The sequence below is a fragment of the Pseudomonas sp. XWY-1 genome, from assembly GCF_002953115.1.
GTDB lineage: Bacteria > Pseudomonadota > Gammaproteobacteria > Pseudomonadales > Pseudomonadaceae > Aquipseudomonas > Aquipseudomonas alloputida.
Window position 1 is genome coordinate 5,301,060 of record NZ_CP026332.1, and the last position, 22,558, is coordinate 5,323,617.

The 22,558-nt window shown below is 63.2% G+C and carries 19 protein-coding genes and 1 riboswitch; of the genes, 5 read left to right on the plus strand and 14 right to left on the minus strand.

Going from position 1 to position 22,558, the window contains the following annotated elements; translation table 11 throughout:
* Nucleotides 1-64: 64 nt before the first annotated feature.
* Together motB and motA are read right to left on the minus strand one after the other, a co-directional pair.
* On the minus strand, nt 65-1,105 hold the full coding sequence (motB, locus tag PRJ_RS24845; protein ID WP_104962649.1) for a flagellar motor protein MotB: 1,041 nt from the start codon (nt 1,103-1,105) through the stop codon (nt 65-67).
* 3 nt (nt 1,106-1,108) lie between these two features.
* Complete coding sequence (gene motA, locus PRJ_RS24850; RefSeq protein ID WP_003249507.1) at nt 1,109-1,960, minus strand: flagellar motor stator protein MotA; 852 nt, start codon at nt 1,958-1,960, stop codon at nt 1,109-1,111.
* Between the two features lie 130 nt (nt 1,961-2,090).
* Here motA and PRJ_RS24855 point away from each other — a divergent pair, with 130 nt between their 5' ends.
* The 3 genes from PRJ_RS24855 to asd are packed head-to-tail and all read left to right on the plus strand — an operon-like array spanning nt 2,091 to nt 5,353.
* Nucleotides 2,091-3,626, plus strand: a complete 1,536-nt coding sequence (locus PRJ_RS24855) for an HDOD domain-containing protein (protein WP_010955488.1) — start codon at nt 2,091-2,093, stop codon at nt 3,624-3,626.
* A gap of 44 nt (nt 3,627-3,670) precedes the next feature.
* A complete protein-coding gene (locus PRJ_RS24860; protein WP_104962650.1) occupies nt 3,671-4,480 on the plus strand; it encodes a rhodanese-like domain-containing protein in 810 nt (269 codons plus the stop codon).
* 9 nt (nt 4,481-4,489) lie between these two features.
* On the plus strand, nt 4,490-5,353 hold the full coding sequence (gene asd / locus PRJ_RS24865; RefSeq protein WP_010955490.1) for an archaetidylserine decarboxylase: 864 nt from the start codon (nt 4,490-4,492) through the stop codon (nt 5,351-5,353).
* A gap of 75 nt (nt 5,354-5,428) precedes the next feature.
* Here the strand turns inward: asd and serB are convergent, their stop codons facing one another.
* Nucleotides 5,429-6,643 (minus strand): phosphoserine phosphatase SerB, encoded by a 1,215-nt coding sequence (gene serB / locus PRJ_RS24870; protein WP_019437570.1) that lies wholly within the window; start codon nt 6,641-6,643, stop codon nt 5,429-5,431.
* A 134-nt stretch (nt 6,644-6,777) separates the two neighbouring features.
* Here serB and PRJ_RS24875 point away from each other — a divergent pair, with 134 nt between their 5' ends.
* Nucleotides 6,778-8,235 (plus strand): AhpA/YtjB family protein, encoded by a 1,458-nt coding sequence (locus PRJ_RS24875; RefSeq protein ID WP_104962651.1) that lies wholly within the window; start codon nt 6,778-6,780, stop codon nt 8,233-8,235.
* A 415-nt stretch (nt 8,236-8,650) separates the two neighbouring features.
* Here PRJ_RS24875 and PRJ_RS24880 read toward each other — a convergent pair whose 3' ends face one another.
* The 9 genes from PRJ_RS24880 to PRJ_RS24920 all read right to left on the minus strand — a co-directional run bounded on the left by PRJ_RS24880 (nt 8,651) and on the right by PRJ_RS24920 (nt 17,930).
* Entirely contained in the window at nt 8,651-9,361 is a 711-nt protein-coding gene (locus PRJ_RS24880) for a membrane integrity-associated transporter subunit PqiC (RefSeq protein ID WP_019437569.1), read from the minus strand.
* A 172-nt stretch (nt 9,362-9,533) separates the two neighbouring features.
* Nucleotides 9,534-11,792, minus strand: a complete 2,259-nt coding sequence (gene parC / locus PRJ_RS24885) for a DNA topoisomerase IV subunit A (protein WP_104962652.1) — start codon at nt 11,790-11,792, stop codon at nt 9,534-9,536.
* A gap of 13 nt (nt 11,793-11,805) precedes the next feature.
* A complete protein-coding gene (locus PRJ_RS24890; protein WP_010955495.1) occupies nt 11,806-12,324 on the minus strand; it encodes a TIGR02281 family clan AA aspartic protease in 519 nt (172 codons plus the stop codon).
* The gene (locus tag PRJ_RS24895) at nt 12,321-13,307 is read right to left on the minus strand and encodes an esterase-like activity of phytase family protein (protein WP_104962653.1); all 987 of its coding nucleotides are present in this window, start codon (nt 13,305-13,307) and stop codon (nt 12,321-12,323) included. The genes PRJ_RS24890 and PRJ_RS24895 overlap by 4 nt, the downstream gene beginning before the upstream one ends.
* On the minus strand, nt 13,304-15,208 hold the full coding sequence (gene parE / locus PRJ_RS24900) for a DNA topoisomerase IV subunit B (protein WP_010955497.1): 1,905 nt from the start codon (nt 15,206-15,208) through the stop codon (nt 13,304-13,306). The genes PRJ_RS24895 and parE overlap by 4 nt, the downstream gene beginning before the upstream one ends.
* Nucleotides 15,209-15,243: 35 nt before the next feature.
* On the minus strand, nt 15,244-15,852 hold the full coding sequence (locus PRJ_RS24905) for a YqiA/YcfP family alpha/beta fold hydrolase (RefSeq protein WP_003249484.1): 609 nt from the start codon (nt 15,850-15,852) through the stop codon (nt 15,244-15,246).
* A gap of 131 nt (nt 15,853-15,983) precedes the next feature.
* A complete protein-coding gene (gene cpdA, locus PRJ_RS24910) occupies nt 15,984-16,784 on the minus strand; it encodes a 3',5'-cyclic-AMP phosphodiesterase (protein WP_104962654.1) in 801 nt (266 codons plus the stop codon).
* Nucleotides 16,785-16,869: 85 nt separating this feature from the next.
* Nucleotides 16,870-17,322 carry a DUF1249 domain-containing protein gene (locus tag PRJ_RS24915; RefSeq protein ID WP_003249480.1) on the minus strand — a complete coding sequence of 151 codons (453 nt, stop codon included), beginning with the start codon at nt 17,320-17,322 and terminating at the stop codon, nt 16,870-16,872.
* Nucleotides 17,313-17,930 carry an NUDIX domain-containing protein gene (locus PRJ_RS24920; protein ID WP_003249478.1) on the minus strand — a complete coding sequence of 206 codons (618 nt, stop codon included), beginning with the start codon at nt 17,928-17,930 and terminating at the stop codon, nt 17,313-17,315. Before PRJ_RS24920 ends, PRJ_RS24915 begins: the two co-directional genes overlap by 10 nt.
* Nucleotides 17,931-18,115: 185 nt before the next feature.
* Here PRJ_RS24920 and PRJ_RS24925 point away from each other — a divergent pair, with 185 nt between their 5' ends.
* Complete coding sequence (locus tag PRJ_RS24925; protein WP_104962655.1) at nt 18,116-18,862, plus strand: RsiV family protein; 747 nt, start codon at nt 18,116-18,118, stop codon at nt 18,860-18,862.
* Here PRJ_RS24925 and cytX read toward each other — a convergent pair.
* Both cytX and thiC read right to left on the minus strand, forming a co-directional pair.
* Nucleotides 18,831-20,114: a putative hydroxymethylpyrimidine transporter CytX gene (cytX, locus tag PRJ_RS24930; protein ID WP_104962656.1), complete on the minus strand. Its 1,284-nt coding sequence runs from the start codon at nt 20,112-20,114 to the stop codon at nt 18,831-18,833. The two genes, PRJ_RS24925 and cytX, sit on opposite strands and share 32 nt — an antisense overlap.
* A gap of 144 nt (nt 20,115-20,258) precedes the next feature.
* Nucleotides 20,259-22,139 carry a phosphomethylpyrimidine synthase ThiC gene (gene thiC / locus PRJ_RS24940; RefSeq protein ID WP_003249473.1) on the minus strand — a complete coding sequence of 627 codons (1,881 nt, stop codon included), beginning with the start codon at nt 22,137-22,139 and terminating at the stop codon, nt 20,259-20,261.
* 154 nt (nt 22,140-22,293) lie between these two features.
* Nucleotides 22,294-22,400: riboswitch (TPP riboswitch) on the minus strand.
* Nucleotides 22,401-22,558 lie beyond the last annotated feature (158 nt).

Sequence of the window (22,558 nt, forward strand, 5' to 3'; positions counted from 1 at the left end):
TCCTACAGTGATCGCGCCAACGTTCAGGTGTTGGGTAGCACAGGTGCCCACACAGAAAAGCCGCTTACTGCTCCTTGGCTTCATCCATCTTCAGCGTGCCATCTTCAAAGATGTTCAGCTTCTGGCGCAGCTCGCGCGGTTGCATCGGTGGCTGTTCAGTTGCCCCTGGGGCAGCCGGTGCCGAAGCCCCTGGCGCTGCACCACTGGCTGGCGCTGCAGGAGCAGTTGGCGCAGCTGGCGGTGTTTCCGGCGCACCCTGCTCACCTTCGATATTGCGCTGGGCTTTCTTGGTCAGCACGATGATGTCGATACGGCGGTTGACCGGGTTGAACGGGTCTTTGCGGTCGAACAGTGACGACGAGGCGTACCCCACCACCCGTGCCACCTGGCCATCCGGGTAACCACCCGCCACCAGGGCGCGCCGCGCGGCGTTGGCTCGGTTGGCCGACAGCTCCCAGTTACCGTACTCGCCAGTGCCGGCATACGGCTTGGCATCGGTATGGCCGCTGATGCTGATCTTGTTCGGCACCGCCTTGATGGTGTCGGCCATGGCCAACAGGATATCTTCGAAGTAGGGCTGCAGGCGCGCGCTACCGATGTCGAACATCGGTCGGTTCTCGGCATCCATGATCTGGATGCGCAGGCCGTCCTGGGTGATCTCGAACAGGATCTGGTCCTTGAACTTCTGCAGCTGCGGGTTCTCTTCCACCTTGTTCTGCAGTTCCTGCAGCAGCAGCTCCAGACGCTCGCGCTCGACCTGCTCGGCCATGGTCTCGACCTGGTCCTTGCTCAGCTGAGTGGGGGACTGCTGCGTCGGCTCGGTCTTCACTTCCGGATTGATGGTTTTGTCCGGCGCCATCTCCGGTGAACCACCCAGGTCGATGACATAAGGCGTGCCACTCTCGGAGAAACCGATAGGGTCCTGGAAGTAGCCGGCAATGGCGATCTTCTGCTCAGGCGTGGCCGTGGACAACAGCCACAGCACCAGGAAGAACGCCATCATCGCCGTGGCGAAGTCGGCAAAGGCGATTTTCCAGGCGCCACCATGGTGGCCGCCGCCAAAGCGCTTGACGCGCTTGACGATGATGGGCTGATTGTTCTCCATGACTCAGCGACCGCGAACCGCTTGTTCCAGTTCGGCGAAGCTTGGGCGGTGCTTGGGGTACAGCACCTTGCGCCCGAACTCGACCGCCAGCGAAGGTGGCATGCCCGACGCCGAGGCCACCAGCGAAGCCTTGATCGATTCGTAGAGGTTCAGTTCTTCCTTGGCATCGTGCTCCAGGCACTTGGCCAAAGGGCCGAAGAAACCGTAAGCCGCCAGAATACCGAAGAAGGTACCCACCAGCGCCGCACCTACGTGCATGCCGATGGCCGCCTGATCGCCATCGCCCAGCGAGGCCATGGTCACCACGATACCCAGTACCGCCGCAACGATACCGAAGCCGGGCATACCGTCGGCGATGCCGGTCACCGCGTGGGACGGGTGCTCCAGCTCTTCTTTCATGCTCAGCAGTTCCATGTCGAACAGGCCCTCGAGCTCGTGCGGGGCCATGTTGCCGGTGGACATGATGCGCAGGTAGTCGCAGACGAACGCGGTCATGCGCTCATCGGCCAGTACCGTCGGGTACTTGGCGAAGATCGGGCTGGCAGCGGCGTCCTCGATGTCGGCCTCGATGGCCATCATGCCTTCGCGACGGCTCTTGTTGAGGATTTCGTAAACGAGGCCCAGCACCTCCAGGTAGAAGGCATGGCTGAAGCGCGAGCCGAACATCTTCATCGACTTCTTGATGACGTGCATGGTCATGTGGCCAGGGTTGGCCTGCAGGAATGCACCAAAGGCCGCACCGCCGATGATCAGTACTTCGAACGGCTGGATCAGCGCTGCGATCTTGCCGTGGGAGAGCACGTAGCCGCCGAGCACGCTCGCGAATACGACGATGATGCCGATAATTTTAGCCATAGGTTCAAAGCACTTGCTGTCGTGGTCAGGGGAAGAGACGGGAGCTTTAAAACTCTTCTTCTACTTATCGGCAGAACTGCGCCAGACTATAGCCACTCAATGCGAAAAGCCAGTTCGGACTGATGTCAAAATGCCAATTGAAACCAAGGTGCCCACTCAGGCCCCGCGTACGCTAGAGGCCTGGGTAAAGCTGCTCGAGAGTGTTCGCATCCCCGTGCCGAAGCACAGCTACGACCGGGTCATGGCTGCCATCCACGATAGCCGCCGCTCGCTGCGCGACATCGCCGAACTGATGCAGGATAGCCCGGCACTGGTGCTGTCAGTGATGCGCGAAGCCAATCACCCCACCAATGCCAGCCTCGCCGAACCCGCCGAAAGCCTGGAGGTTGCTCTCAACCGCCTGGGCCTGGAGCGCAGCGAGCAGCTTCTCAAACGCCTGCCGGCGCTGCCCGTGGAGGAAATTCCGCCGGTACTGTGCCAGTTCCAGATGATCAGCCAGCATGCGGCACAGCAGGCCAGCGGCCTGTTCGCCAGCCGCCTGGCACGGCTGTGGCAAGAGATTCACTGGGGCAGCCTGCTGTTCCTGTCGCCACTCTGGCCACTGGCACTGGCCTACCCCAAGCTGCTCGACACCTGGGAGCTGCGGGTTATCCACAAAGGTGAAGACGCCGCCCACGTCGAGGAAGAACTGTTTGGCGTGCGCATCATGGCGCTGTGCCAGACCATGGCCGAGTATTGGCGCCTGCCCCAGTGGGTCACTCAGGGTTATCGCCTGCTGCTGGAAGAGCGCGAGCAACTGGCCCAGGTGCTGAATATCGCCCGCGACGAAGACCTGCTCAGCCAGCAGCACCGCATGGACGCCGAGCCCGGCCTGCGGCGCTGGTTCAACCAGCCGGCCAATACCGTACTGCTGGCCAACAACCTGGCCCTGGCGGCACAGGTCGGCTGGGACAACCCGCACCTGCTGCGCTGGCAACTGCTGACCGCGCTGTACCTGCAAACCTCGCTGGAAGACGTGCAGCAGCAGGTGCACCAGCAGGCGGCCGCCAGCGCCCGCCGCCACGCCCGGCACGCCCTGTTCCACCCGGCCGAGGCCTTGATCTGGCCGTGGCACCAACGCCGCCCTCACCCGGACATGCTGGCCCCGCCACCGCCCAGCAGCGACGACCTGGCACGCTGGCGCACATTGTGCCAGCACCTGCTGGCCCAACCCAGCCCGTTCACCAACGCCGTGCACCTGGCTACCCAGGCCCAAGAAGCCCTGCTGGCCTGCGGCATGCAACGCATCATGCTGCTTAGCCTGGACAAGGCCAGCGACTACCTGCGCGTGCAGCAAATTGCCGGCCTGCCCAAGGAGGCCGGTGCCCTGGCCCTGCAGGTATCGCAGAACAAGCTGCTGCAAAAGCTGCTGAGTCAGGCCGGGCAGCTGCGCATCACACCGGAAAACCACAGCCAGTTCTCGGCGCTGTTGCCCGCCCCGCTGCGCACCTTGTTCCGCAGCGAACATGTACTGCTTCGCTCGCTGGCAGCCAACGACCAGGTGCTGATGCTGCTGGTGGCCGACCAGGGCTGCCGGCCTTTGGCCGATATCAGCGTGCAAGCCTTCGGCAAGACCGCGCAATGCATCGAGCGGGCCTTGTCGGTGTTTACCAACCGCAAGGGTTGAGCCTTGCGCTACAATCGCCCCTCTTTCCACACTGGAGACCGTGGATGACCGACTTTTCCAGCCTGCCCCTGGTGATCGAAGCTGCAGACCTGCTGCCACGCCTGGATTCGCCGCAGCTGATCCTGGTCGACCTGAGCAGCGCCAACCGCTATGTCAGCGGGCATATCCCCGGCGCGCGCTTTGTCGAAGGCAAGCGCACCCAGCTCGGCCAGCCCCCGGCGCCCGGCCTGCTGCCAGCCCTGGGCGAGCTCGAAAAACTGTTCAGCGAACTCGGCCACCGCGCCGATGCCGTGTATGTGGTGTACGACGATGAAGGCGGCGGCTGGGCCGGGCGCTTCATCTGGCTGCTCGATGTCATCGGCCACAAGCGCTACCACTACCTCAATGGCGGTATCCAGGCCTGGCCGGCAGACAAACTGTCCACCGAAGTGCCTGCCATTGGCAACGCCCCGGTGCACCTGCACATAGACAGCGCACCCACTGCCACCCGCGAGTACCTGCAAAGCCGCCTGGGCGCCGATGACCTGGTCATCTGGGACGCACGCGGCCCGCAGGAATTCAGCGGCGAAAAAGTGCTGGCAGCCAAAGGCGGCCACATCCCCGGCGCGATCAACTTCGAGTGGACCGCCGGCATGGACCTCAACGACCACCTGCGCATTCGCCAGGACATCAAACAAGTCCTCGAGCAACTGGGCATCACCCCTGACAAGGAGGTGATCACCCACTGCCAGACCCACCGCCGCTCCGGTTTCACTTACCTGGTGGCCAAGGCCCTCGGCTACCCACGCGTCAAGGCCTACGCCGGCTCGTGGAGCGAATGGGGCAACCACCCGGACACGCCTGTAGAAGTCTAAGGAACCTGCATGAAATCCCGTCTGTTCATCATCAGCCAGTACCTGCTGCCGCACCACCTGCTGTCGCGGCTGGCCGGCTGCATCGCCGAGTGCCGCGTGCGCTGGTTCAAGAACGCCTTCACCGCATGGTTCGCCAAGCGCTACCAGGTCAACATGAGCGAGGCTCTGGTCGAAGACCTGAGCGCTTACGAGCACTTCAATGCGTTCTTCACCCGCGCCCTGAAACCTGGTGCCCGTCCGCTGGACGAAACCCCGGGCGCCATCCTGTGCCCGGCCGACGGTGCGGTCAGCCAGCTCGGTCCGATCGAGCACGGCCGTATCTTCCAGGCCAAAGGCCACGGTTTCAGCGCGCAAGAGCTGCTGGGCGGTGATCCGGCCATGGCCGCGCCGTTCATGGGCGGCGAGTTTGCCACCATCTACCTGTCGCCCAAGGACTACCACCGCGTGCACATGCCGCTGGCCGGCACCCTGCGCGAAATGGTCTATGTGCCGGGCCGCCTGTTCTCGGTCAACCAGACCACCGCAGAGAATGTTCCCGAGCTGTTCGCTCGCAACGAGCGCGTGGTCTGCCTGTTCGATACAGAGCGTGGGCCAATGGCTGTGGTACTGGTCGGCGCGATGATCGTCGCCTCGATCGAAACGGTATGGGCCGGGCTGGTCACGCCGCCCAAACGTGAGCTGAAGACCTTCCGTTACGACGAAGCCAGCCGCACGCCGATCCACCTGGAGAAAGGTGCCGAACTAGGCCGCTTCAAGCTGGGTTCGACCGCCATCGTGCTGTTCGGGCCAGAGCAGGTGAAGTGGGCTGAGAGCCTGGGTGCGGGCTCTGCAGTTCGCATGGGGCAGCAGCTGGCGGCGCCTGCGCAGGCTTGATTCGAGCCATATGAAAAGGCCCTGCATATGCAGGGCCTTTTTCGTTGGGCCGCCTTGCGGCCCCGGATTCACGGATCAGCCGCGGGCGTCGCGATCACGCAGGCCCAGCAGGTACAGCACCCCGTCCAGCCCCAAGGTGGAAATCGCCTGCTTGGCCGACTGGCGCACCAGCGGCTTGGCACGAAACGCCACGCCCAACCCGGCCAGCGACAGCATCGGCAGGTCATTGGCGCCATCGCCCACGGCGATGGTCTGCTCCAGTTGCAAGCCTTCGTCACTGGCCAGCTTCTTCAACAAATCGGCCTTGCGCTGGGCATCGACAATCGGCTCAACAGCCACGCCGGTCACCTTGCCATCAACCACTTCAAGCTCGTTGGCGAACACATAGTCGATACCCAGGCGCGCCTGCACCTGACGGGCGAAGTAGGTAAAGCCACCGGACAGAATCGCGGTCTTGTATCCCAGGCGCTTGAGCTCGGCAAACAGGTTCTCGGCACCCTCGGTCAGGCGCAGCGATGCCCCGATCTCGTCCAGCACCCCCACATCCAGGCCCTTGAGCAGTGCCATGCGCTCTTTGAAGCTGGCGCGGAAGTCCAGTTCACCGCGCATGGCGCGCTCGGTGATCGCCGCCACCTGCTCCCCCACACCCGCCGCCTTGGCCAGTTCGTCGATGACTTCGGCCTCGATCAGCGTGGAGTCCATGTCGAACACCGCCAGGCGGCGGTTGCGGCGGAACAGATCGTCCTTCTGGAAGGCGATGTCGACGCTCAGCTCTTCAGCCAGGGCAAAGAAGTCGGCACGCAGGGCCTGGGCATCGCTCGGCACGCCGCGCACGGAGATCTCGACGGCTGCCTTGCCCTTGTCGATTTCGGCATCCAGTGCCACCCGGGCCGACAGGCGCTCGATACGCTCGATGGTCAGGCCGTACTGGCTGATCACCGCACTCACCCGCTGCAGCTGCTCGGGTGTGATCTTGCGGCTGAGCAGGGTAACGATGTGGCGCGCTTCGCCATGCCCATCGGCCCAATGCTGGTAGTCCGCCTCGGAAATCGGCGTGTAACGGGCCTGCAGGTTCAGTTCGTGGGCTTTGGCCTGCACGCTTTGCAACAGCGCGGTAGCCACTTCGTTGTCCGGGATGTCGACCAGGATGCCAAACGACAAGGTGCCGTGCATGACCGCCAGGCCGATGTCGAGGATACTCACACCGCCCTGCAGCAGGACGCCGGTGATAGCCGCAGTGAGACCGGGACGGTCCTCACCGGTGATGTTGATCAGGACGATTTCGCGCACAACCTGGCTCCGACTTCGATGAAAAATGCGCATTCTACCGATTTTCCATGACCATCGGGCGCCAACGATACTTTGCCGACAAAACCCGGCTCGCTATACTCCCCCCACTTTCATGCCATTAAGAGCCGAGCTCTGTGAACCGGCCCACGCCAGTCAAACCAGACAATTTCTTCCTGATGATCTATCGCGCCCTGAGTCAACGTCGCGTGCCGCTGGCACTGCGCATCGCCTGCACCAACATTTTCCTGGTGGCGCTGGCGCTGGTGATCTACGCCTGCGTGATGGGCCTGCAGTTCAAGCAGGCCATGCATGAGCAGGCCGATGCCTTGGGCCAGAGCCTGACCACCCAGACTGCAACATCGGCCACCGAGCTGCTGGTGTCCAACGACATCCTCAGCCTCAACGTGCTACTGGGCAACCTGGTTAAAAACCCGCTGGTGGCCCATGCGGCAATCTACAGCGTGGATAACCGCATCCTCGCCGAAGCTGGCCAGCGCCCGCGCAACAGCCTGCTGGGCGAGGCCGAAGGCCTGTACCAGACCAAAATCACGTTCCAGGACGTGACGGCCGGGCAGCTGCGCATAAGTCTGGACATGAGCCAGTTCCAGCAGCCGATGCTGATCAGCCTGCAGAGCATGGGCATTCTGGCCGCCATCCTGCTTACCCTGGCCTTGGCCCTCAGCTTGCGTCAGGGTCGCTTCATCACCCTGCCACTGCTGCAGCTACGGGTATGGCTGCGCGACCCGCAGCCCTATACCCCGGCCACCGACCGCCAGGACGAGATTGGCGACATCGCCCGCCAGCTGCATGCACGCCTGGCCCCGCCTCCGCCCCCGGAGCCGGAGCCCGAGGAAGAAGACGACGAGCAGTTCGACGACCTGCACGCAGCTGCCCCGGCACCCAAGGCCGCACCGCGCGCCAAGGTTGCCCTGGAAGACGAGGATGACGACGAAGCCTTCGCCGGCCTGCTGGACGACGACACTGCCCCCAAAGCCGCCGCAGAGGTCGAGTCCGACGAGCCGCAGTACAGCGCCGTGCTTGCCGTGCAGCTGGGCTCGCAGGAGCAACTGCGTCGCCTGCCACGCACACGCCTGGCCGAGCTGACCGAGCGCTACCGTGATTGCCTGGAGCACGCGGCCTCGCTCTACGACGGCGAAACGCACACGCTGAACGACGGCAGCACCCTGGTGCTGTTCCACAGCCGCGAGTGTGGCGAGGACTACCTGACCAACGCCATTTGCTGTGGCGAACTGTTGCGCGCCCTGGGCCACGCCCTGCAGATCGAGGTAGCTGACAGCGGCATTACCCTGCAACTGCAGCTAGGCTTGGTCTTGGGCAACGACCTGCATGGGCTGGAACTGGTTGACCTGCTGATGGCCGAGAAGGTCCAGGATGCCCTGGCGTTGTCGCAGCACAGCCGCAACCTGTTGCTGGTGGAGCGGCAGATCAACGATGACGCCCTGATCCGCCAACGTGCACGTATTCGCCCGATCGCCAGCCCCGAAGGCGCCTGCTGTGTGGAGCGACTGATGGAGCCCTACCCGTCAATGCTGGAACGGCAACTGGCGCGCATGCATGAGCACCGCGCCTGACAGGTAGACGCACATCTACAGCGCATGTTTTGAGCCAGGCTGGTTTCCTTGCGATCACCTGCCTGGCGCAAGATCCAGCCAATAGCGCAAACCCCCGGTAGGAGCGGGTTTACCCGCGAATACGGTAGCGGCGGCAACGGTGAACGGCGGGTAGAAATTGGCCAGCAGGGCCGGCCTCTTCGCGGGTAAACCCGCTCCTACACGGCGACCTGTGCCCAACCCCCGATGTGTGTCCACCACCAATCTGCGTAGGAGCGGGTTTACCCGCGAATACGGTAGCGGCGGCAACGGTGAACGGCGGGTGGTAATTGGCCAGCAGGGCCCGCCTCTTCGCGGGTAAACCCGCTCCTACGAAGACCAGCAGATACAAAAAAGCCCGCAGCGAATGCGGGCTTTGTCGTATCTGGCCGTTTGATCAGAACCGATAAACTTCCATATCGGTGCGAATCGGCGAGGCCATCGGGATTTTGGGTTTCTCCGGCCCCTTCTTCACCTGCGTCGGTGCAGCGGGCTTTTTCGGTGCCTCTTCGGCAATCGCCGGCTGGTTGGCCAGCGGCTTCACCGCCGTGCTCAGCTGTTCGGCCAGCTTCTGCAGCAGTTGGCCCTGAGCCTGCACCTGCGACGACTCACTGCCCTCGTGCTGCTGCTCGAGGTGGATGATACGGTTGTCACGCACATGGCCACGGCGGTCAAGCAGACGCCACTGGGCATCCAGGATGGCCGGCTGGTTCTTGCCAGAATCCAGGCGTGTAATCGACAACAGCACTTGTACGTCCGGGCTGAAGCCTGCGGTCGCCGGGGCCAGTACTACGCGTTGGCTGTCCAGACGCCAGGCCAGTTGACGCACCAGCAGCTGGTCGATATCCGATGAAAGGCTGCCAGCCCAACGACCGTCGGTCGCCGCGCTCAGGCTGCCATCAGGTTGACGCTGCAGGAATGTCTCACGCTGAAGGTAATCGGCCACCGATACCGGGCCGAGTACCACGGCCATGCCCGCACTCTGCGACGGCTGGCCAGGATCACCACTGTCGAGCTGATACAGGGCAACCGGCTGATGCATGGTGCACCCGCCAAGGCCCAGCAGGCCAGTCATCAACAGCGCAAATGGAAGGCGCAGAAATTTCATCATCCCATCCAGGCGGCTGCCACAAGGCACACCGCAGTGATACATGTATATTCAAACGGGCACACGGCCACGCCGGCACCGCAAGGGGCATATCATCCGCGAAATAACCGTCCGACTCCAGCATTTCTGCCCGAAACGGCGTTGAAATTGCCGTTCCAGACATTACAACCGGTTATGTCGGCACTTCCACCTGCAACCCATCGACACGCTGGAACCCGCGTGGCAGCTTGCTGCCGCGCCGACCGCGCTCGCCCTTGTAGTGCTCCAGGTCGTCCGCCTTCAAAGACAGGGTACGCTTGCCGGCCTGCAATACAAGGGTCGCGCCTTCGGGAATCACGGCCAGATCGGTAACAAATTCTTCACGGCTGGCCACCCGGTCACCCGGCACGCCAATGATCTTGTTGCCCTTGCCTTTACCCAGCTGTGGCAAGTCGCTGACCTTGAACACCAGCAGGCGGCCTTCGGTGGTCACTGCCGCCAACCAGTCCTGCTCGCGATCGGCCACTGGACGCGGGGTCATGACCTTGGCCCCGTTGGGCAAGCTGAGCAGGCCTTTGCCGGCCTTGTTCTTGGCCTGCAGGTCTTCACCCTTGACCACGAAGCCGTAACCGGCATCCGAAGCCACCACGTACAGCGCATCGTCGTCAGGCAACAACACACATTCGAAAGTCGCCCCCGGTGGCGGCGTCAGACGGCCAGTCAGCGGCTCGCCCTGGCCACGCGCCGATGGCAGGCTGTGGGCGGCCAGCGAGTAGCTGCGACCGGTGGAATCGATAAGCACGGCAAACTGGTTTGAACGCCCGGCCGCAGCAGCCTTGAAGCCGTCGCCGGCCTTGTAGGAAAGGCCAGTGGCGTCAATATCGTGGCCCTTGGCGCAGCGCACCCAGCCCTTCTCCGACAGCACCACGGTGACGGGCTCGGTCGGCATCAGCTCGTTTTCCGACAGGGCCTTGGCTTCGGCACGCGCTACGATCGGCGAGCGACGATCATCGCCATAGGTTTCGGCATCCTTGATCAGCTCGCTGCGCACCAGCTTGCGCAGTTTGGCCTCGCTCCCCAGCAAGGCCTGCAGCTTGGCTTGCTCCTTCAGCAACTCATCCTGCTCACCGCGGATCTTCATCTCTTCCAGGCGCGCCAACTGCCGCAGGCGGGTCTCGAGGATGTAGTCGGCCTGGATTTCGGTCAGCTCGAAACGTTCGATCAGGGCCTGCTTGGGGTATTCCTCAGTACGGATGATGTGGATCACTTCATCCAGGTTGAGGAATGCGGTGAGCAAACCGTCCAACAGGTGCAGGCGCCTCTCGACCTTATCCAGACGGTGCTGCAGGCGGCGACGAACGGTATTGGTGCGGAACTCCAGCCACTCCACCAATAGGGTTCGCAGGTTTTTCAACTGCGGCCGGCCGTCCAGGCCGATGATATTCACGTTGACCCGGTAGGTGCTTTCCAGGTCGGTGGTAGCGAACAGGTGCTGCATCAGCTCGTCGACATCGACGCGGTTGGATCGCGGGATGATGACGATACGGCACGGGTTCTCGTGGTCCGACTCGTCGCGCAGGTCGGCGACCATCGGCAGCTTCTTGGCCTGCATCTGCGCGGCAATCTGCTCCAGCACTTTGGCCCCGGAGACCTGGTGCGGCAGCGCAGTGACGACGATGTCGCCATCCTCGACGCGGTACACGGCGCGCATGCGGATCGAGCCGCGGCCGCTTTCGTACATCTTGAGAATTTCAGCCCGCGGCGTGACGATCTCTGCCTCGGTAGGGTAATCCGGCCCCTGGATGTGCTCGCACAACTGCTCAATGGTTGCCTTGGGCTCATCGAGCAGTCGCACACAGGCACTGGCCACCTCTCGCAGGTTGTGCGGCGGTACGTCGGTGGCCATGCCCACGGCGATACCGGTGGTACCGTTGAGCAGGATGTTGGGCAGGCGCGCGGGCAGCACGGCCGGTTCCTGCAACGTGCCATCGAAGTTCGGCACCCAGTCCACAGTGCCCTGGCCGACTTCGCTGAGCAGCACTTCAGCGTAACGCGACAGCCGCGCCTCGGTGTAGCGCATGGCGGCGAACGACTTCGGATCATCCGGCGCACCCCAGTTGCCCTGGCCATCGACCAGGGTATAGCGGTAGCTGAACGGCTGCGCCATCAGCACCATGGCCTCGTAGCAGGCCGAATCGCCATGGGGATGGAACTTGCCGAGCACGTCACCGACGGTACGTGCCGACTTCTTGTGCTTGGCATCGGCATCGAGCCCCAACTCGCTCATGGCGTAGACGATGCGGCGCTGCACCGGCTTCAGGCCGTCGCCGATATGCGGCAAGGCACGGTCCATGATCACGTACATGGAGTAGTTGAGGTAGGCCTGTTCGGTGAAGTCAGCCAGCGAGCGGCGTTCTACGCCGTCCAGGCTGAGTTCCAGTGAGTCGCTCATGCGGGCCTCGTCATTATTTCAGGTTCTGGCGCAGCAGCATGGTGCCACCGCGCTGGGTAAATTCAAGTTGTTGCAGGGCACTCATGCCCAGCAGTACGGTGGACCCATCCAGGCCTGGCACCACGATGGCGCGTACGTTCTGCAGGCGGATATCGCCCAGTTGCAGGCTGGTCAGGCGCGTGCGATAGCCTTCGGTACGGCCATTGGCGGTGCTCAGTAGCACCGGGCTACCGCGCTCCAGGCTCAGTTCATGAGCCAACGCCTCCGGGATCGCCACGTCGGTGGCGCCGGTGTCGAGCATGAAATGCACCACCTGGCCGTTGATGGCACCATCCACCACGAAGTGGCCCTGGCCATTACTCAGCAGGCGCACTTCGATAAAGCCTTGCCCATGCTCGGATTGCACCTGGCGGTTGGGGTTACGCTGGCTGTCTTCCCACTGGCCGAAAAAACGCGTGGCAAGAAACAGCGCCGCCGCCCAGGCGACGATCATCAGTAACTTGCCCGCGCGCTTGCCCGGCGCCTGGCTCATGGTTTGGCGCTCCAGCCGCCTTCAGGTGCGTCGAAGCGCCAGACGACCGGGCGGGTTTCACCATCGGCACGGGCGCCGTTGTTGTTGTCCAGGCCAATCCAGGCGCCCTTGGCATCGATCACCAGTGCTTCGGCCAGGCCAAACGGCTGCGCGTAGCGCCGTGACTCGACCAGCGCATCAGCAGCGAACGACCAGCAACGCTCGACCTTGCCACTGTCGACATCACGTCGGCACACCCGGTAGGCGTTACGTTCGAGGGTAAACAGCTTGCCCTCGAACCAGGCCAGGTCAGCGAAGTCGCGCGACAGGGCCCTGGCATTGGGCATCTGCGCGGGTTGCATTTCGACCCCCGCCTCGCTCAGCAGCACGCAACCACGCCCGCAGGTCCAGACCGACTGCTGGCGCTCGATGGCCACCAGGCCACGGCGCTCACGCTCGGCAGCCAGCCACAGGCGGTCACCCGCCGGGTTGATCGCCAAACCTTCGAACAGGGCATTGAAGTTCAGCAGCATGCCGCTTGCCCGGGCCTGGCGCACCATGGCCGAGTCGATCCGCAACCAGTCCGGCTCGCCTTCCAGCGGCAATTGCAGCACTGCGGCATGCGCTTCGCTGACCAGATAGAGGTTACCCGCCTGATCACAGGTGATACCTTCGAAATCCAGCTCGCCACCGCGAATGTACGATGCCGCCCAGTTGCGCGACTTCAACCCCCATGGCAGGCCGCTTTCCGGGACAGCCGGCGGGGTGAAGGTAAGCGGCTGCGCGCGCCAGGTGGGGTTCTGCTGATCGAAGCGGTAGATACGGTCGTCGTCACGGTCGGACACGCCCCACAACCCACCCCGGCATTCCACCAGCCCCGACAGGTTGCCACCGCGCATACCGTCGATCGGGTGCTCGGCTGTCATCTTCAGCTCTGGCCAGTTGCCCGCCAGACAAGGCAGGGCAACCAGCGCCAGGCAAACGGCAAGTACTTGCCGAATCAAACCATGACCTCGGCCAGGTTGCCCTTGGTTTCCAGCCAACTCTTGCGGTCACCGGCGCGCTTTTTGGCCAGCAGCTTGTCCATCAGCTCGCAGGTGGCCTCTACGTCGTCCAGGGTCAGTTGCACCAGGCGCCGGGTGTTCGGGTCCATGGTGGTTTCGCGCAACTGCGGCGGGTTCATCTCGCCCAGGCCCTTGAAGCGTGTTACCTGCGGCTTGCCGCGCTTCTTCTCGGCCACCAGGCGGTCGAGGATGCCGTCACGCTCGGCTTCATCGAGCGCGTAGTAGATTTCCTTGCCCAGGTCGATGCGGTACAGGGGCGGCATGGCCACGTAAACATGCCCAGCCTCGACCAGTGTCCGGAAGTGTTGAACGAACAGCGCACACAGCAATGTGGCGATGTGCAGACCATCGGAGTCAGCGTCGGCGAGGATGCAGATCTTGCCATAGCGCAGCTGTGCAAGGTCGGTTGCACCCGGATCGACGCCAATGGCCACGGCAATGTTGTGCACTTCCTGGCTGGCCAGGACTTCGCCCCCGTCCACTTCCCAGGTGTTGAGGATCTTGCCGCGCAGCGGCAGGATAGCCTGGAATTCCTTGTCCCGCGCCTGCTTGGCCGAACCACCGGCCGAGTCACCCTCGACGAGGAACAACTCGGCACGCATCGGGTCCTGGCCCGCACAATCGGCCAGCTTGCCGGGCAATGCCGGGCCCTGGGTGATGCGCTTGCGCTCGACCTTCTTGCTGGCCTTGAGGCGGCGACCGGCGTTGCTGATGGCCAGTTCTGCCAGTTGCATGCCCAGCTCGGGGTGGGCGTTGAGCCACAGGCTGAAAGCATCCTTGACCACACCGGAGACGAACGCGGCGGCCTCGCGCGATGACAGGCGCTCTTTGGTCTGCCCGGAGAACTGCGGGTCCTGCATCTTCATCGACAGTACGAAGGTGATGCGCTCCCAAACGTCTTCCGGTGCCAGCTTCACCCCGCGCGGCAGCAAGTTGCGGAACTCGCAGAACTCACGCATGGCATCCAGCAGGCCTTGGCGCAGGCCGTTGACGTGGGTGCCGCCCTGGGCGGTGGGGATCAGGTTGACGTAGCTTTCCTGAATGCTGTCGCCGCCTTCGGGCAGCCACAGCAAAGCCCAGTCAACCGCTTCCTTGTTACCCGCCAGGCTGCCACAGAACGGCTCGTCGGGCAGGCGCTGGAATTCGTTGACCGAGTCGACCAGGTAGGAGCGCAGGCCATCCTCGTAGTGCCATTCCACCTTTTCGCCGCTGGCCTTGTCCTCGAAGCTGACCAGCAGCCCCGGGCACAGTACCGCCTTGGCCTTGAGCACGTGCTTGAGGCGGCTGATGGAGAACTTGGGCGAGTCGAAGTACTTCGGGTCGGGGCTGAAGTACACGCTGGTGCCGGTGTTGCGCTTGCCGACCGAGCCGACCACTTCCAGCTCGCTGGCCTTGAAGCCATCGGCAAAGGTCATCTGGTATTCGTTGCCGTCACGTTTGACGCGCACGCGCACCTGCGTCGACAAGGCGTTGACCACCGAGATGCCCACCCCGTGCAGGCCACCGGAAAACTGATAGTTCTTGTTGGAGAACTTGCCGCCGGCGTGCAGCTTGGTGAGGATCAGCTCGACCCCGGACACGCCCTCTTCCGGATGGATGTCCACCGGCATGCCGCGGCCGTCGTCGCTGACTTCCAGCGAGTGGTCGGCATGCAGGATGACCTGCACCGAACGCGCGTGGCCGGCCAGTGCTTCGTCGACACTGTTGTCGATGACTTCCTGGGCCAGGTGGTTGGGGCGGCTGGTATCGGTGTACATGCCCGGCCGCTTGCGGACCGGATCAAGGCCCGAGAGGACTTCGATGGCGTCTGCGTTATAGGCGCTAGCGCTGGGATTGGCCATAGGGTCTCGTCGTCAGTCTGGTGAATGCAAAAAAGTCAAAATACAGAAAAATCGAGCGCCGCATACTGCCCACGGGCAATGCCAGCGAAGGCCAGCAGCGCCGGCAGGCGCTCGGCAAAGCCCTGGAAGCTGTGGTCGCCACCGGCCTGGATACGCAGGGCACAAGCACGGTAATAGCGCTCGGCGTGTCGATAGTCCAGGGTTTCATCGGCGGTCTGCAGCCACACTTGATAGCGGTCGGCATCGGCCGGGGCCGCGACTTCCAGCTCGGCCAGGGCCTGCACGTGATCGTGGGTCAGCTCCCAGGTTTCACCGCTGTAATGATTGCGCTGGGTGCCCAGGTAACCGTCGAAATGCTTGTGCGGGGTTACCGCCGGGTTGACCAGCAGGGCCTTGAGGCCATGGCGCTCGGCTAGATGGGTGGCATAGTAGCCGCCGAGCGAACTGCCCACCAGCAGTGGCGCCCCCAGTTCGGCGATGGCCGCTTCGAGCTGGACCATGGCTTGCCGTGGGTGGTGGTGCAGGGCCGGCACTCGCAGCTGGTCGGCCAGGCCGAGCTGCTGCATGACTGCCTCCAGCTGACGCGCCTTGGTCGAAAGCGGCGAGCTGTTGAAGCCATGGATATAGAGGATGGAACCCGACATGCTGCCCCCGGAATCTGTGGCTTCGCGCCTGGTAATGCGGGCGCAGGGACGCGCAGTGTAGCGCGTTCGCCGGGTTTTGACGCAGTGCCACGGATTTCGCAATACATTTCCGGCAGGCTGACGTGGCCTGCTCAATACCCTGGGCTGTCGAAGTCGAGCTGCACCTCGAAATCCAGCGCCCGCTCCACCCCGGTCTCCAGCCGCCCGTCGGCATGCAGGCGCAACCAGCGGTACCCCGGATGCTCTTCGCTCACCTGGAAGTCTTCGCTGCGCGCCGCGAACTGAATGCAGGTCGACGGCGTGGCCAGCAGGCGCCGCCCCTCTCGGACCTCATCCCATTCCTGATGCACATGCCCCCATAACAAAGCCCGCACCTGTGGATATCCTTCAACGATATCGAACAGCGCCTGGGCATTGCGCAAGCCGATCGGCGCGATCCAGGCGCAGCCGATATCCACTGGCTGATGGTGGAAGCACACCAGGCAATGCCGCTCGCCGGCCTCTTTCAAGGCGGCTTCCAGTAAGGCCAGCTGGTCATCTTGCAGAAACCCGTGGGTAGCACCCTGCACGGCGGTGTTGAGCATGACCACCCGCCACGCGCCGATATCAGTCACTGCCTGCACCAGCTCCGGCGCCACCTGCGCCATCACCTGAGCCTCGTCATGGTTGCCCGGCAGCCAGCGCGTGGGCACGGCAAACGGTGCGGTCAGCTCACGAAACGCTTCATAGGAAGCCACGCTGGCATCCTGGGAAAGGTCGCCCGTGCACAGCAGCAAGTCGACAAGCGTCTGCTCGCGCCGCACCTGGGCCACCACGTGGCGCAGGCTGTCTCGGGTCTTGAGGCCCAGCATGCTGCCAGCCGGGTCGGCGAACAGGTGGGCATCGGTCAGTTGCACCACATGCACGGGGCGGGATTGGTCTGGCGGCGACAACGGCCATCTCCTCGAATGGATTCAGCGGGAATTATGGCTGTGCGACGGTGACGAGCAAACACCCGCAACCGACTCACGTCACAATTCAGCGAACACTTGCCAGTTCGTGGCCGCAGGCCAGGCAGTGGCTAAGCCATTCACCCAGGAACAGGTTGAGCTGGGCCTTTTCGTCCGGCTGGTGCATGGCATCGTTCGGATACGGGTAGATGCTGCGCAGGCGCCGGGTGTGTTCGGCGCTGACCACTTCGGCCATGCGCGCATCGTGATACACCTGCACTTCCAGGTGTGGCACTGGCAACCACGGCAGGCTGTGTTCCTGGCGCACATGCAGGGTGGTGGTATACGGGCAGGCCAGCACCACGTCGAGCACCAGCACGCCAAGCATCTGGTCACCCTGGGTCATGCCGATGCGGCGCGAGCTCTGGGTGGTGCGCATGTCGGGCAACAAGCGCATCAGCCGGGCATAGTTGGCCTCGCAGGCTGCCTGCAGCCCGACCAGGTCAACTCGATAGCGCTCGCGCAGCAGGTTCACTTCCACATACCTCTTACTTCGTCACGGTTCAGCGCCAGCCATTGCAGGCCAATGATGGTGGCCGCATTGCAGATGCGCCCGTCGCGCACTGCCTGCAGGGCATCCTCGAACGCCCACACGCGTACGCGAATGTCTTCGCCCTCTTCCTCCAGGCCATGCAGCCCTCCCGCGCCCTCGCTGCTGCAACGGCCGAGGAACAGATGAACGTATTCGTCACTGCCGCCAGGCGACGGGAAGTAGCGGGTCATCGGCCACAGGGCGCTGAAGGTCAGGCCGGCTTCTTCTTCAGCCTCGCGATGGGCGACTTCCTCGGGCTGCTCGTCTTTGTCGATCAGCCCGGCAACCATCTCGATCAGCCAAGGGTTGGCGACCTTGTCCAGGGCGCCCACGCGAAACTGTTCGATCAGCACCACTTCATCGCGCGCAGGGTCGTACGGCAGCACGCATACCGCATCGTGGCGCACAAACAGTTCGCGACTGATCTCGCGCCCCATGCCCCCGGCAAATAGCTCGTGGCGCAGGCGTAACTTGTCGAGCTTGTAAAAGCCCTGGAAGCAATTGGCCCGCTCGATGATTTCGAAGCCCTTGGGCACGGCGTTCAACGCGTCTGACATGGAAATCCTCATTACCTCGAATACTGCTTCGCGCCATCCTACTCCGCACGCCTGTTGGTTTCACCCCTTTCCAGCAACCGCTGGCGCACTCGGGACAGCAGCCCTTCACTCTGTTAGCTTAGTGGCGAACTGAAGGCCGCGCAGACGGTCAAAGGCCGACTTTTCCCTGTTCTGCAAGGATCATCATGACACTTGTCAAACTGACTTCCGTGGCCGTGCTGGCGCTCGCGCTGTGCGCCTGCCAGAGCCTGTTCACGCCCAACTACCGGGCCCCGCTCGAGGTCAAGCGCGACGCCTGGGAGCATGTCAAACCCGGCTGCAGCGAGAGCGACTGCCCGCTGGTGAACATCGACATGATCCACTTCCCGGCCCTGCCCAAGCTCGACGGCATCGTCGAAAAACGCCTGCTGCAACTGACCGAAGACAATCAGCATGGCACCGCACCAGCCACCCTGCAGGCCTACGAACAGCAATATCTGGCCAGTGCCGACAAACGTAACAGCAGCTACTTGCAAGCCAAGGTACGCGAGCAGCATGACGGGCTGGTGATCATCGAGTTGTCCAGCTACCTGGACAGCGGTGGCGCCCACGGCATGCCCGGGCGCGGCTTCATCAACTATTCACGCAAGCTGGACAAGGTGCTGACCCTGCAGGACATGCTGGTGCCCGGCCAGGAAGACACCTTCTGGAAAACCGTCGAAGAATCGCACCGTGCCTGGCTGATGAGTGTGGGAATGGACAAGGATGCCGAGTTCGTCAAGACCTGGCCGTTCAAGAAATCGCCGCACGTCGCCCTGACGTACGGCGCGGTAGTGGTCAAGTACGAGGTCTATGCCATCGCGCCCTATTCCATGGGCCACGTGGAACTGAAGATCCCCTACCCGCGCCTGAATGGCGTACTCAAGCCTGAACTGTTTCCCGGCCGCGGCTGAGGCTTAGCAGCCCATGCAGCACACCTGCCAGCAGCAATGCGGGCAGGGTAGCGCCCAGTTCCGGCGCCTTGGCGGCAATCAGGTGATAGGCCACCGCCCCGGCAAACCAGGCCACCAACGCCTGCCAGTGCAAGCCATTGACCTGCGCTGGCAGACGGCGTCGACGGACCACGTAGTGGTCCATCAGCACCACGCCGAACAGCGGCGCGAACACCGAACCGATCAGCAACAGGAAGTTTTCGTACTGTGCCAGTGGCGCCAACAGGGCGATCAGGGTGCACAACACGCCGATGGCCAACGCCAGGTGCTCGACCTTCAGCGGTATAAGCACACCGGTGGAAACCGCCGCCGAGTGGATGTCGGCGAAGGCCTTTTCCGACTCGTCCAGCAGAATTAGCAGCAGCGGGATCCCCATACCGGCGCCCGCCAGGGCCAGCAACAGCGCATTGACTTCGCCACTGGCGGCGAACGCCAGCGTGTAGGCCACGCCCAGGCTCATCAGCCAGGTGTTGCCAATGAAGTAGCCAACGACCGTGCCGCCGAACACATGCTTGCCATTGCGGGCAAAGCGCGAGTAGTCAGCGATCAGCGGCAGCCAGGACAGCGGCATGGCGATGACGATATCGAAGCCAACCGCCAGCGACATCGAACCATCCCCGGCACGGTTCCACAGTTCGGCCAGGTCGGCCTTGGCGAACAGGTTCCAGGTCAGCCACAGGCAAGCGCCCAGCAACAACCAGATCCCCCAGGCGCGCAGCACCTTGCGCACGAAGGCCAGTGGCCCGCTGACGGCCAGCAGGGTGGCCAGGGCACCGAAGCACAGCGTCCAGAGCATGGGGCTGTTCCAGGCACTGTCCTCACCGAACGCTCGCGCCCCCAGCAAGCTGGCAGCATCGCGCATGACGATAATCTCGAAAGCGCCCCAACCCACCAGTTGCAGCAAGTTGAGCAGCGCCGGCAAGCGCGCGCCATGGCTGCCCAGGCTGAGTTTCAGGGTGCCCATGGCGGACAGGCCGGTGTCGCTGCCGATAACCCCCGCCGCACCCAGCAACAGCACACCGACACCGGTGCCCAGGGCGATGGCCAGCACGGCGCCAGCAAGGCCCAGGCCTGGCGCCAGCATGGCGCCGACCTGCAGCACCATCAGGCCAATGCCGAGGGAAAACCACAGTGAAAACAGGTCGCGAGCACCGAAAATGCGCTGCTGGATGGGGATTGGATGGTCGGGAGAGAACTGGCTGGGTGATGTCATGGTCATGTCCGCAGGAGTGATGGTGAGTGGCATGCACCACCCTGTGGGAGCGGGCTTGCCCGCGAACACCGGCAAAGCCGGTGCCATGCACCGCAGTGCTTGCTTCGCGGGCAAGCCCGCTCCCACAGGGTAAGGTGCTGCGGTTTAGACTTTGTGGTACAGCTGGCTGCCTTCCTGGCGGAACCGCTCGGCCTGCTCACGCATGCCTTGCTCGACCGTCACATCCACGGCCTCGATCTTGGCAGCGTACTCACGCACTTCCTGGGTGATCTTCATCGAGCAGAACTTCGGCCCGCACATCGAGCAGAAGTGCGCGACCTTGGCCGATTCCTTCGGCAGAGTCTCGTCATGGAAAGCACGGGCGGTGTCCGGGTCGAGGCCCAGGTTGAACTGGTCTTCCCAACGGAACTCGAAACGCGCCTTGGACAAGGCGTTGTCGCGGATCTGTGCACCCGGGTGGCCCTTGGCAAGGTCGGCGGCATGCGCGGCGATCTTGTAGGTGATGATGCCGGTCTTGACGTCGTCCTTGTTCGGCAGGCCCAGGTGCTCCTTCGGCGTTACGTAGCAGAGCATGGCGCAACCGAACCAGCCGATCATCGCCGCACCAATGCCCGAGGTGATGTGGTCGTAACCCGGCGCGATATCGGTGGTCAGTGGGCCGAGGGTGTAGAACGGCGCCTCGTCGCAGCACTCCAGCTGCTTGTCCATGTTCTCTTTGATCAATTGCATCGGCACGTGGCCGGGGCCTTCGATCATGCATTGCACGTCGTGCTTCCAGGCAATCTTGGTCAGCTCGCCGAGGGTTTCCAGCTCACCGAATTGCGCCGCGTCGTTGGCGTCGGCAATCGAGCCAGGGCGCAGGCCGTCGCCCAGCGAGAAGCTGACGTCGTAGGCCTTCATGATTTCGCAGATTTCGTCGAAGTGGGTGTACAGGAAGTTTTCCTTGTGGTGCGCCAGGCACCACTTGGCCATGATCGAGCCACCGCGGCTGACGATGCCGGTGACCCGCTTGGCGGTCAGGGGCACATAGCGCAGCAGCACACCGGCGTGAATGGTGAAGTAGTCCACGCCCTGTTCGGCCTGCTCGATCAGGGTGTCGCGGAACAGTTCCCAGGTCAGGTCCTCTGCCACGCCGTTGACCTTTTCCAGGGCCTGGTAGATCGGCACGGTACCGATCGGCACCGGCGAGTTGCGAATGATCCACTCGCGGGTTTCGTGGATGTGCTTGCCGGTGGACAGGTCCATGACCGTGTCCGAGCCCCAGCGGATGCCCCAGGTCAGCTTGGCCACCTCTTCCTCGATCGAGGAACCCAGGGCGCTGTTGCCGATGTTGCCGTTGATCTTCACCAGGAAGTTGCGACCGATGATCATCGGCTCTACTTCCGGGTGGTTGATGTTGGCCGGAATGATCGCGCGGCCACGGGCGATTTCCTGGCGAACGAATTCAGGGGTGATTTCTTTCGGGATGTTGGCACCGAAGCTGTGGCCGGCATGTTGCTCATTCAGCAGGCCGGCGGCGCGGGCCTCCTGCAGCTTCATGTTTTCGCGGATGGCCACGTATTCCATTTCGGCGGTGATGATGCCCTGACGGGCATAGTGCATCTGCGAGACGTTGGCGCCGGCCTTGGCACGACGCGGGTTGCGCACATGGGCGAAACGCAGCTTGGCCAGCTCTGCATCGTTCAGGCGCTGCTGACCGAAGTCGGAGCTCAGGCCTTCTAGGCGCTCGGTGTCACCGCGGGCTTCGATCCACGCCGATCGCACATCGGCCAGGCCTTTGCGCACGTCGATGATCACGTCGGGGTCGGTGTACGGGCCAGACGTGTCATACACCAGCACCGGGGCGTTGGACTCGCCGCCGAAATCGGTCGGGGTGTCATCCAGGCTGATTTCACGCATGGGGACACGGATGTCCGGGCGCGAGCCTTCGACATACACCTTGCGTGAACGCGGAAAAGGTTGCACGGACTGCTGATCGACTTGTGCCGATTCGCTGAGGTTGATCGCTTTTTCTTGTTTGGTCATCACAGGCTCTCCTGACGGCTTCCTAGCAGTGGAATGTCGGGGTGAACCTGAAACGCGCGGACGCACCCTCTTTGGGTGCAGTGCCGGACATGGGGGTGCCTGAAGCTGTATGCAGCTGTGACAATCCCGGACCTGGCACAAGAGGCTCCCCGGGAAGGCGAGCAATCTTGTTCCCTACGCAGGCGCTAACCTGATCAGGTTCAACGGGATCCGCACCTCTGCGATCTCAGCCTTTGCTTCAAGGCACCCCGACAAGAACATGCGCAGTCTAGACTGGAGTGGTCAGCAAAGCCAAGCAGGTAAATGCGCGGATGATGAAAGGCACACCGAGCGATTGTTGCCGGGTGCGCATGGCACTACACTGGCCCATCGCTCGATACTCAACAGTTCAGTAATTAAATTTCGTACAAGGATTGCCT

Coding starts and splice junctions, on each gene's coding strand:
- PRJ_RS24860 (WP_104962650.1), top strand. CDS start 3,671: ATGACCGACTTTTCCAGCCTGCCCCTGGTGATCGAAGCTGCAGACCTG.
- asd (WP_010955490.1), top strand. CDS start 4,490: ATGAAATCCCGTCTGTTCATCATCAGCCAGTACCTGCTGCCGCACCAC.
- PRJ_RS24905 (WP_003249484.1), bottom strand. CDS start 15,852: ATGTCGGGTTCCATCCTCTATATCCATGGCTTCAACAGCTCGCCGCTT.
- PRJ_RS24890 (WP_010955495.1), bottom strand. CDS start 12,324: ATGAGCCAGGCGCCGGGCAAGCGCGCGGGCAAGTTACTGATGATCGTC.
- PRJ_RS24920 (WP_003249478.1), bottom strand. CDS start 17,930: ATGTCAGACGCGTTGAACGCCGTGCCCAAGGGCTTCGAAATCATCGAG.
- motA (WP_003249507.1), bottom strand. CDS start 1,960: ATGGCTAAAATTATCGGCATCATCGTCGTATTCGCGAGCGTGCTCGGC.
- thiC (WP_003249473.1), bottom strand. CDS start 22,139: ATGACCAAACAAGAAAAAGCGATCAACCTCAGCGAATCGGCACAAGTC.
- PRJ_RS24880 (WP_019437569.1), bottom strand. CDS start 9,361: ATGAAATTTCTGCGCCTTCCATTTGCGCTGTTGATGACTGGCCTGCTG.
- PRJ_RS24925 (WP_104962655.1), top strand. CDS start 18,116: ATGACACTTGTCAAACTGACTTCCGTGGCCGTGCTGGCGCTCGCGCTG.
- parE (WP_010955497.1), bottom strand. CDS start 15,208: ATGGCCAATCCCAGCGCTAGCGCCTATAACGCAGACGCCATCGAAGTC.
- parC (WP_104962652.1), bottom strand. CDS start 11,792: ATGAGCGACTCACTGGAACTCAGCCTGGACGGCGTAGAACGCCGCTCG.
- cytX (WP_104962656.1), bottom strand. CDS start 20,114: ATGACATCACCCAGCCAGTTCTCTCCCGACCATCCAATCCCCATCCAG.
- motB (WP_104962649.1), bottom strand. CDS start 1,105: ATGGAGAACAATCAGCCCATCATCGTCAAGCGCGTCAAGCGCTTTGGC.
- PRJ_RS24855 (WP_010955488.1), top strand. CDS start 2,091: ATGCCAATTGAAACCAAGGTGCCCACTCAGGCCCCGCGTACGCTAGAG.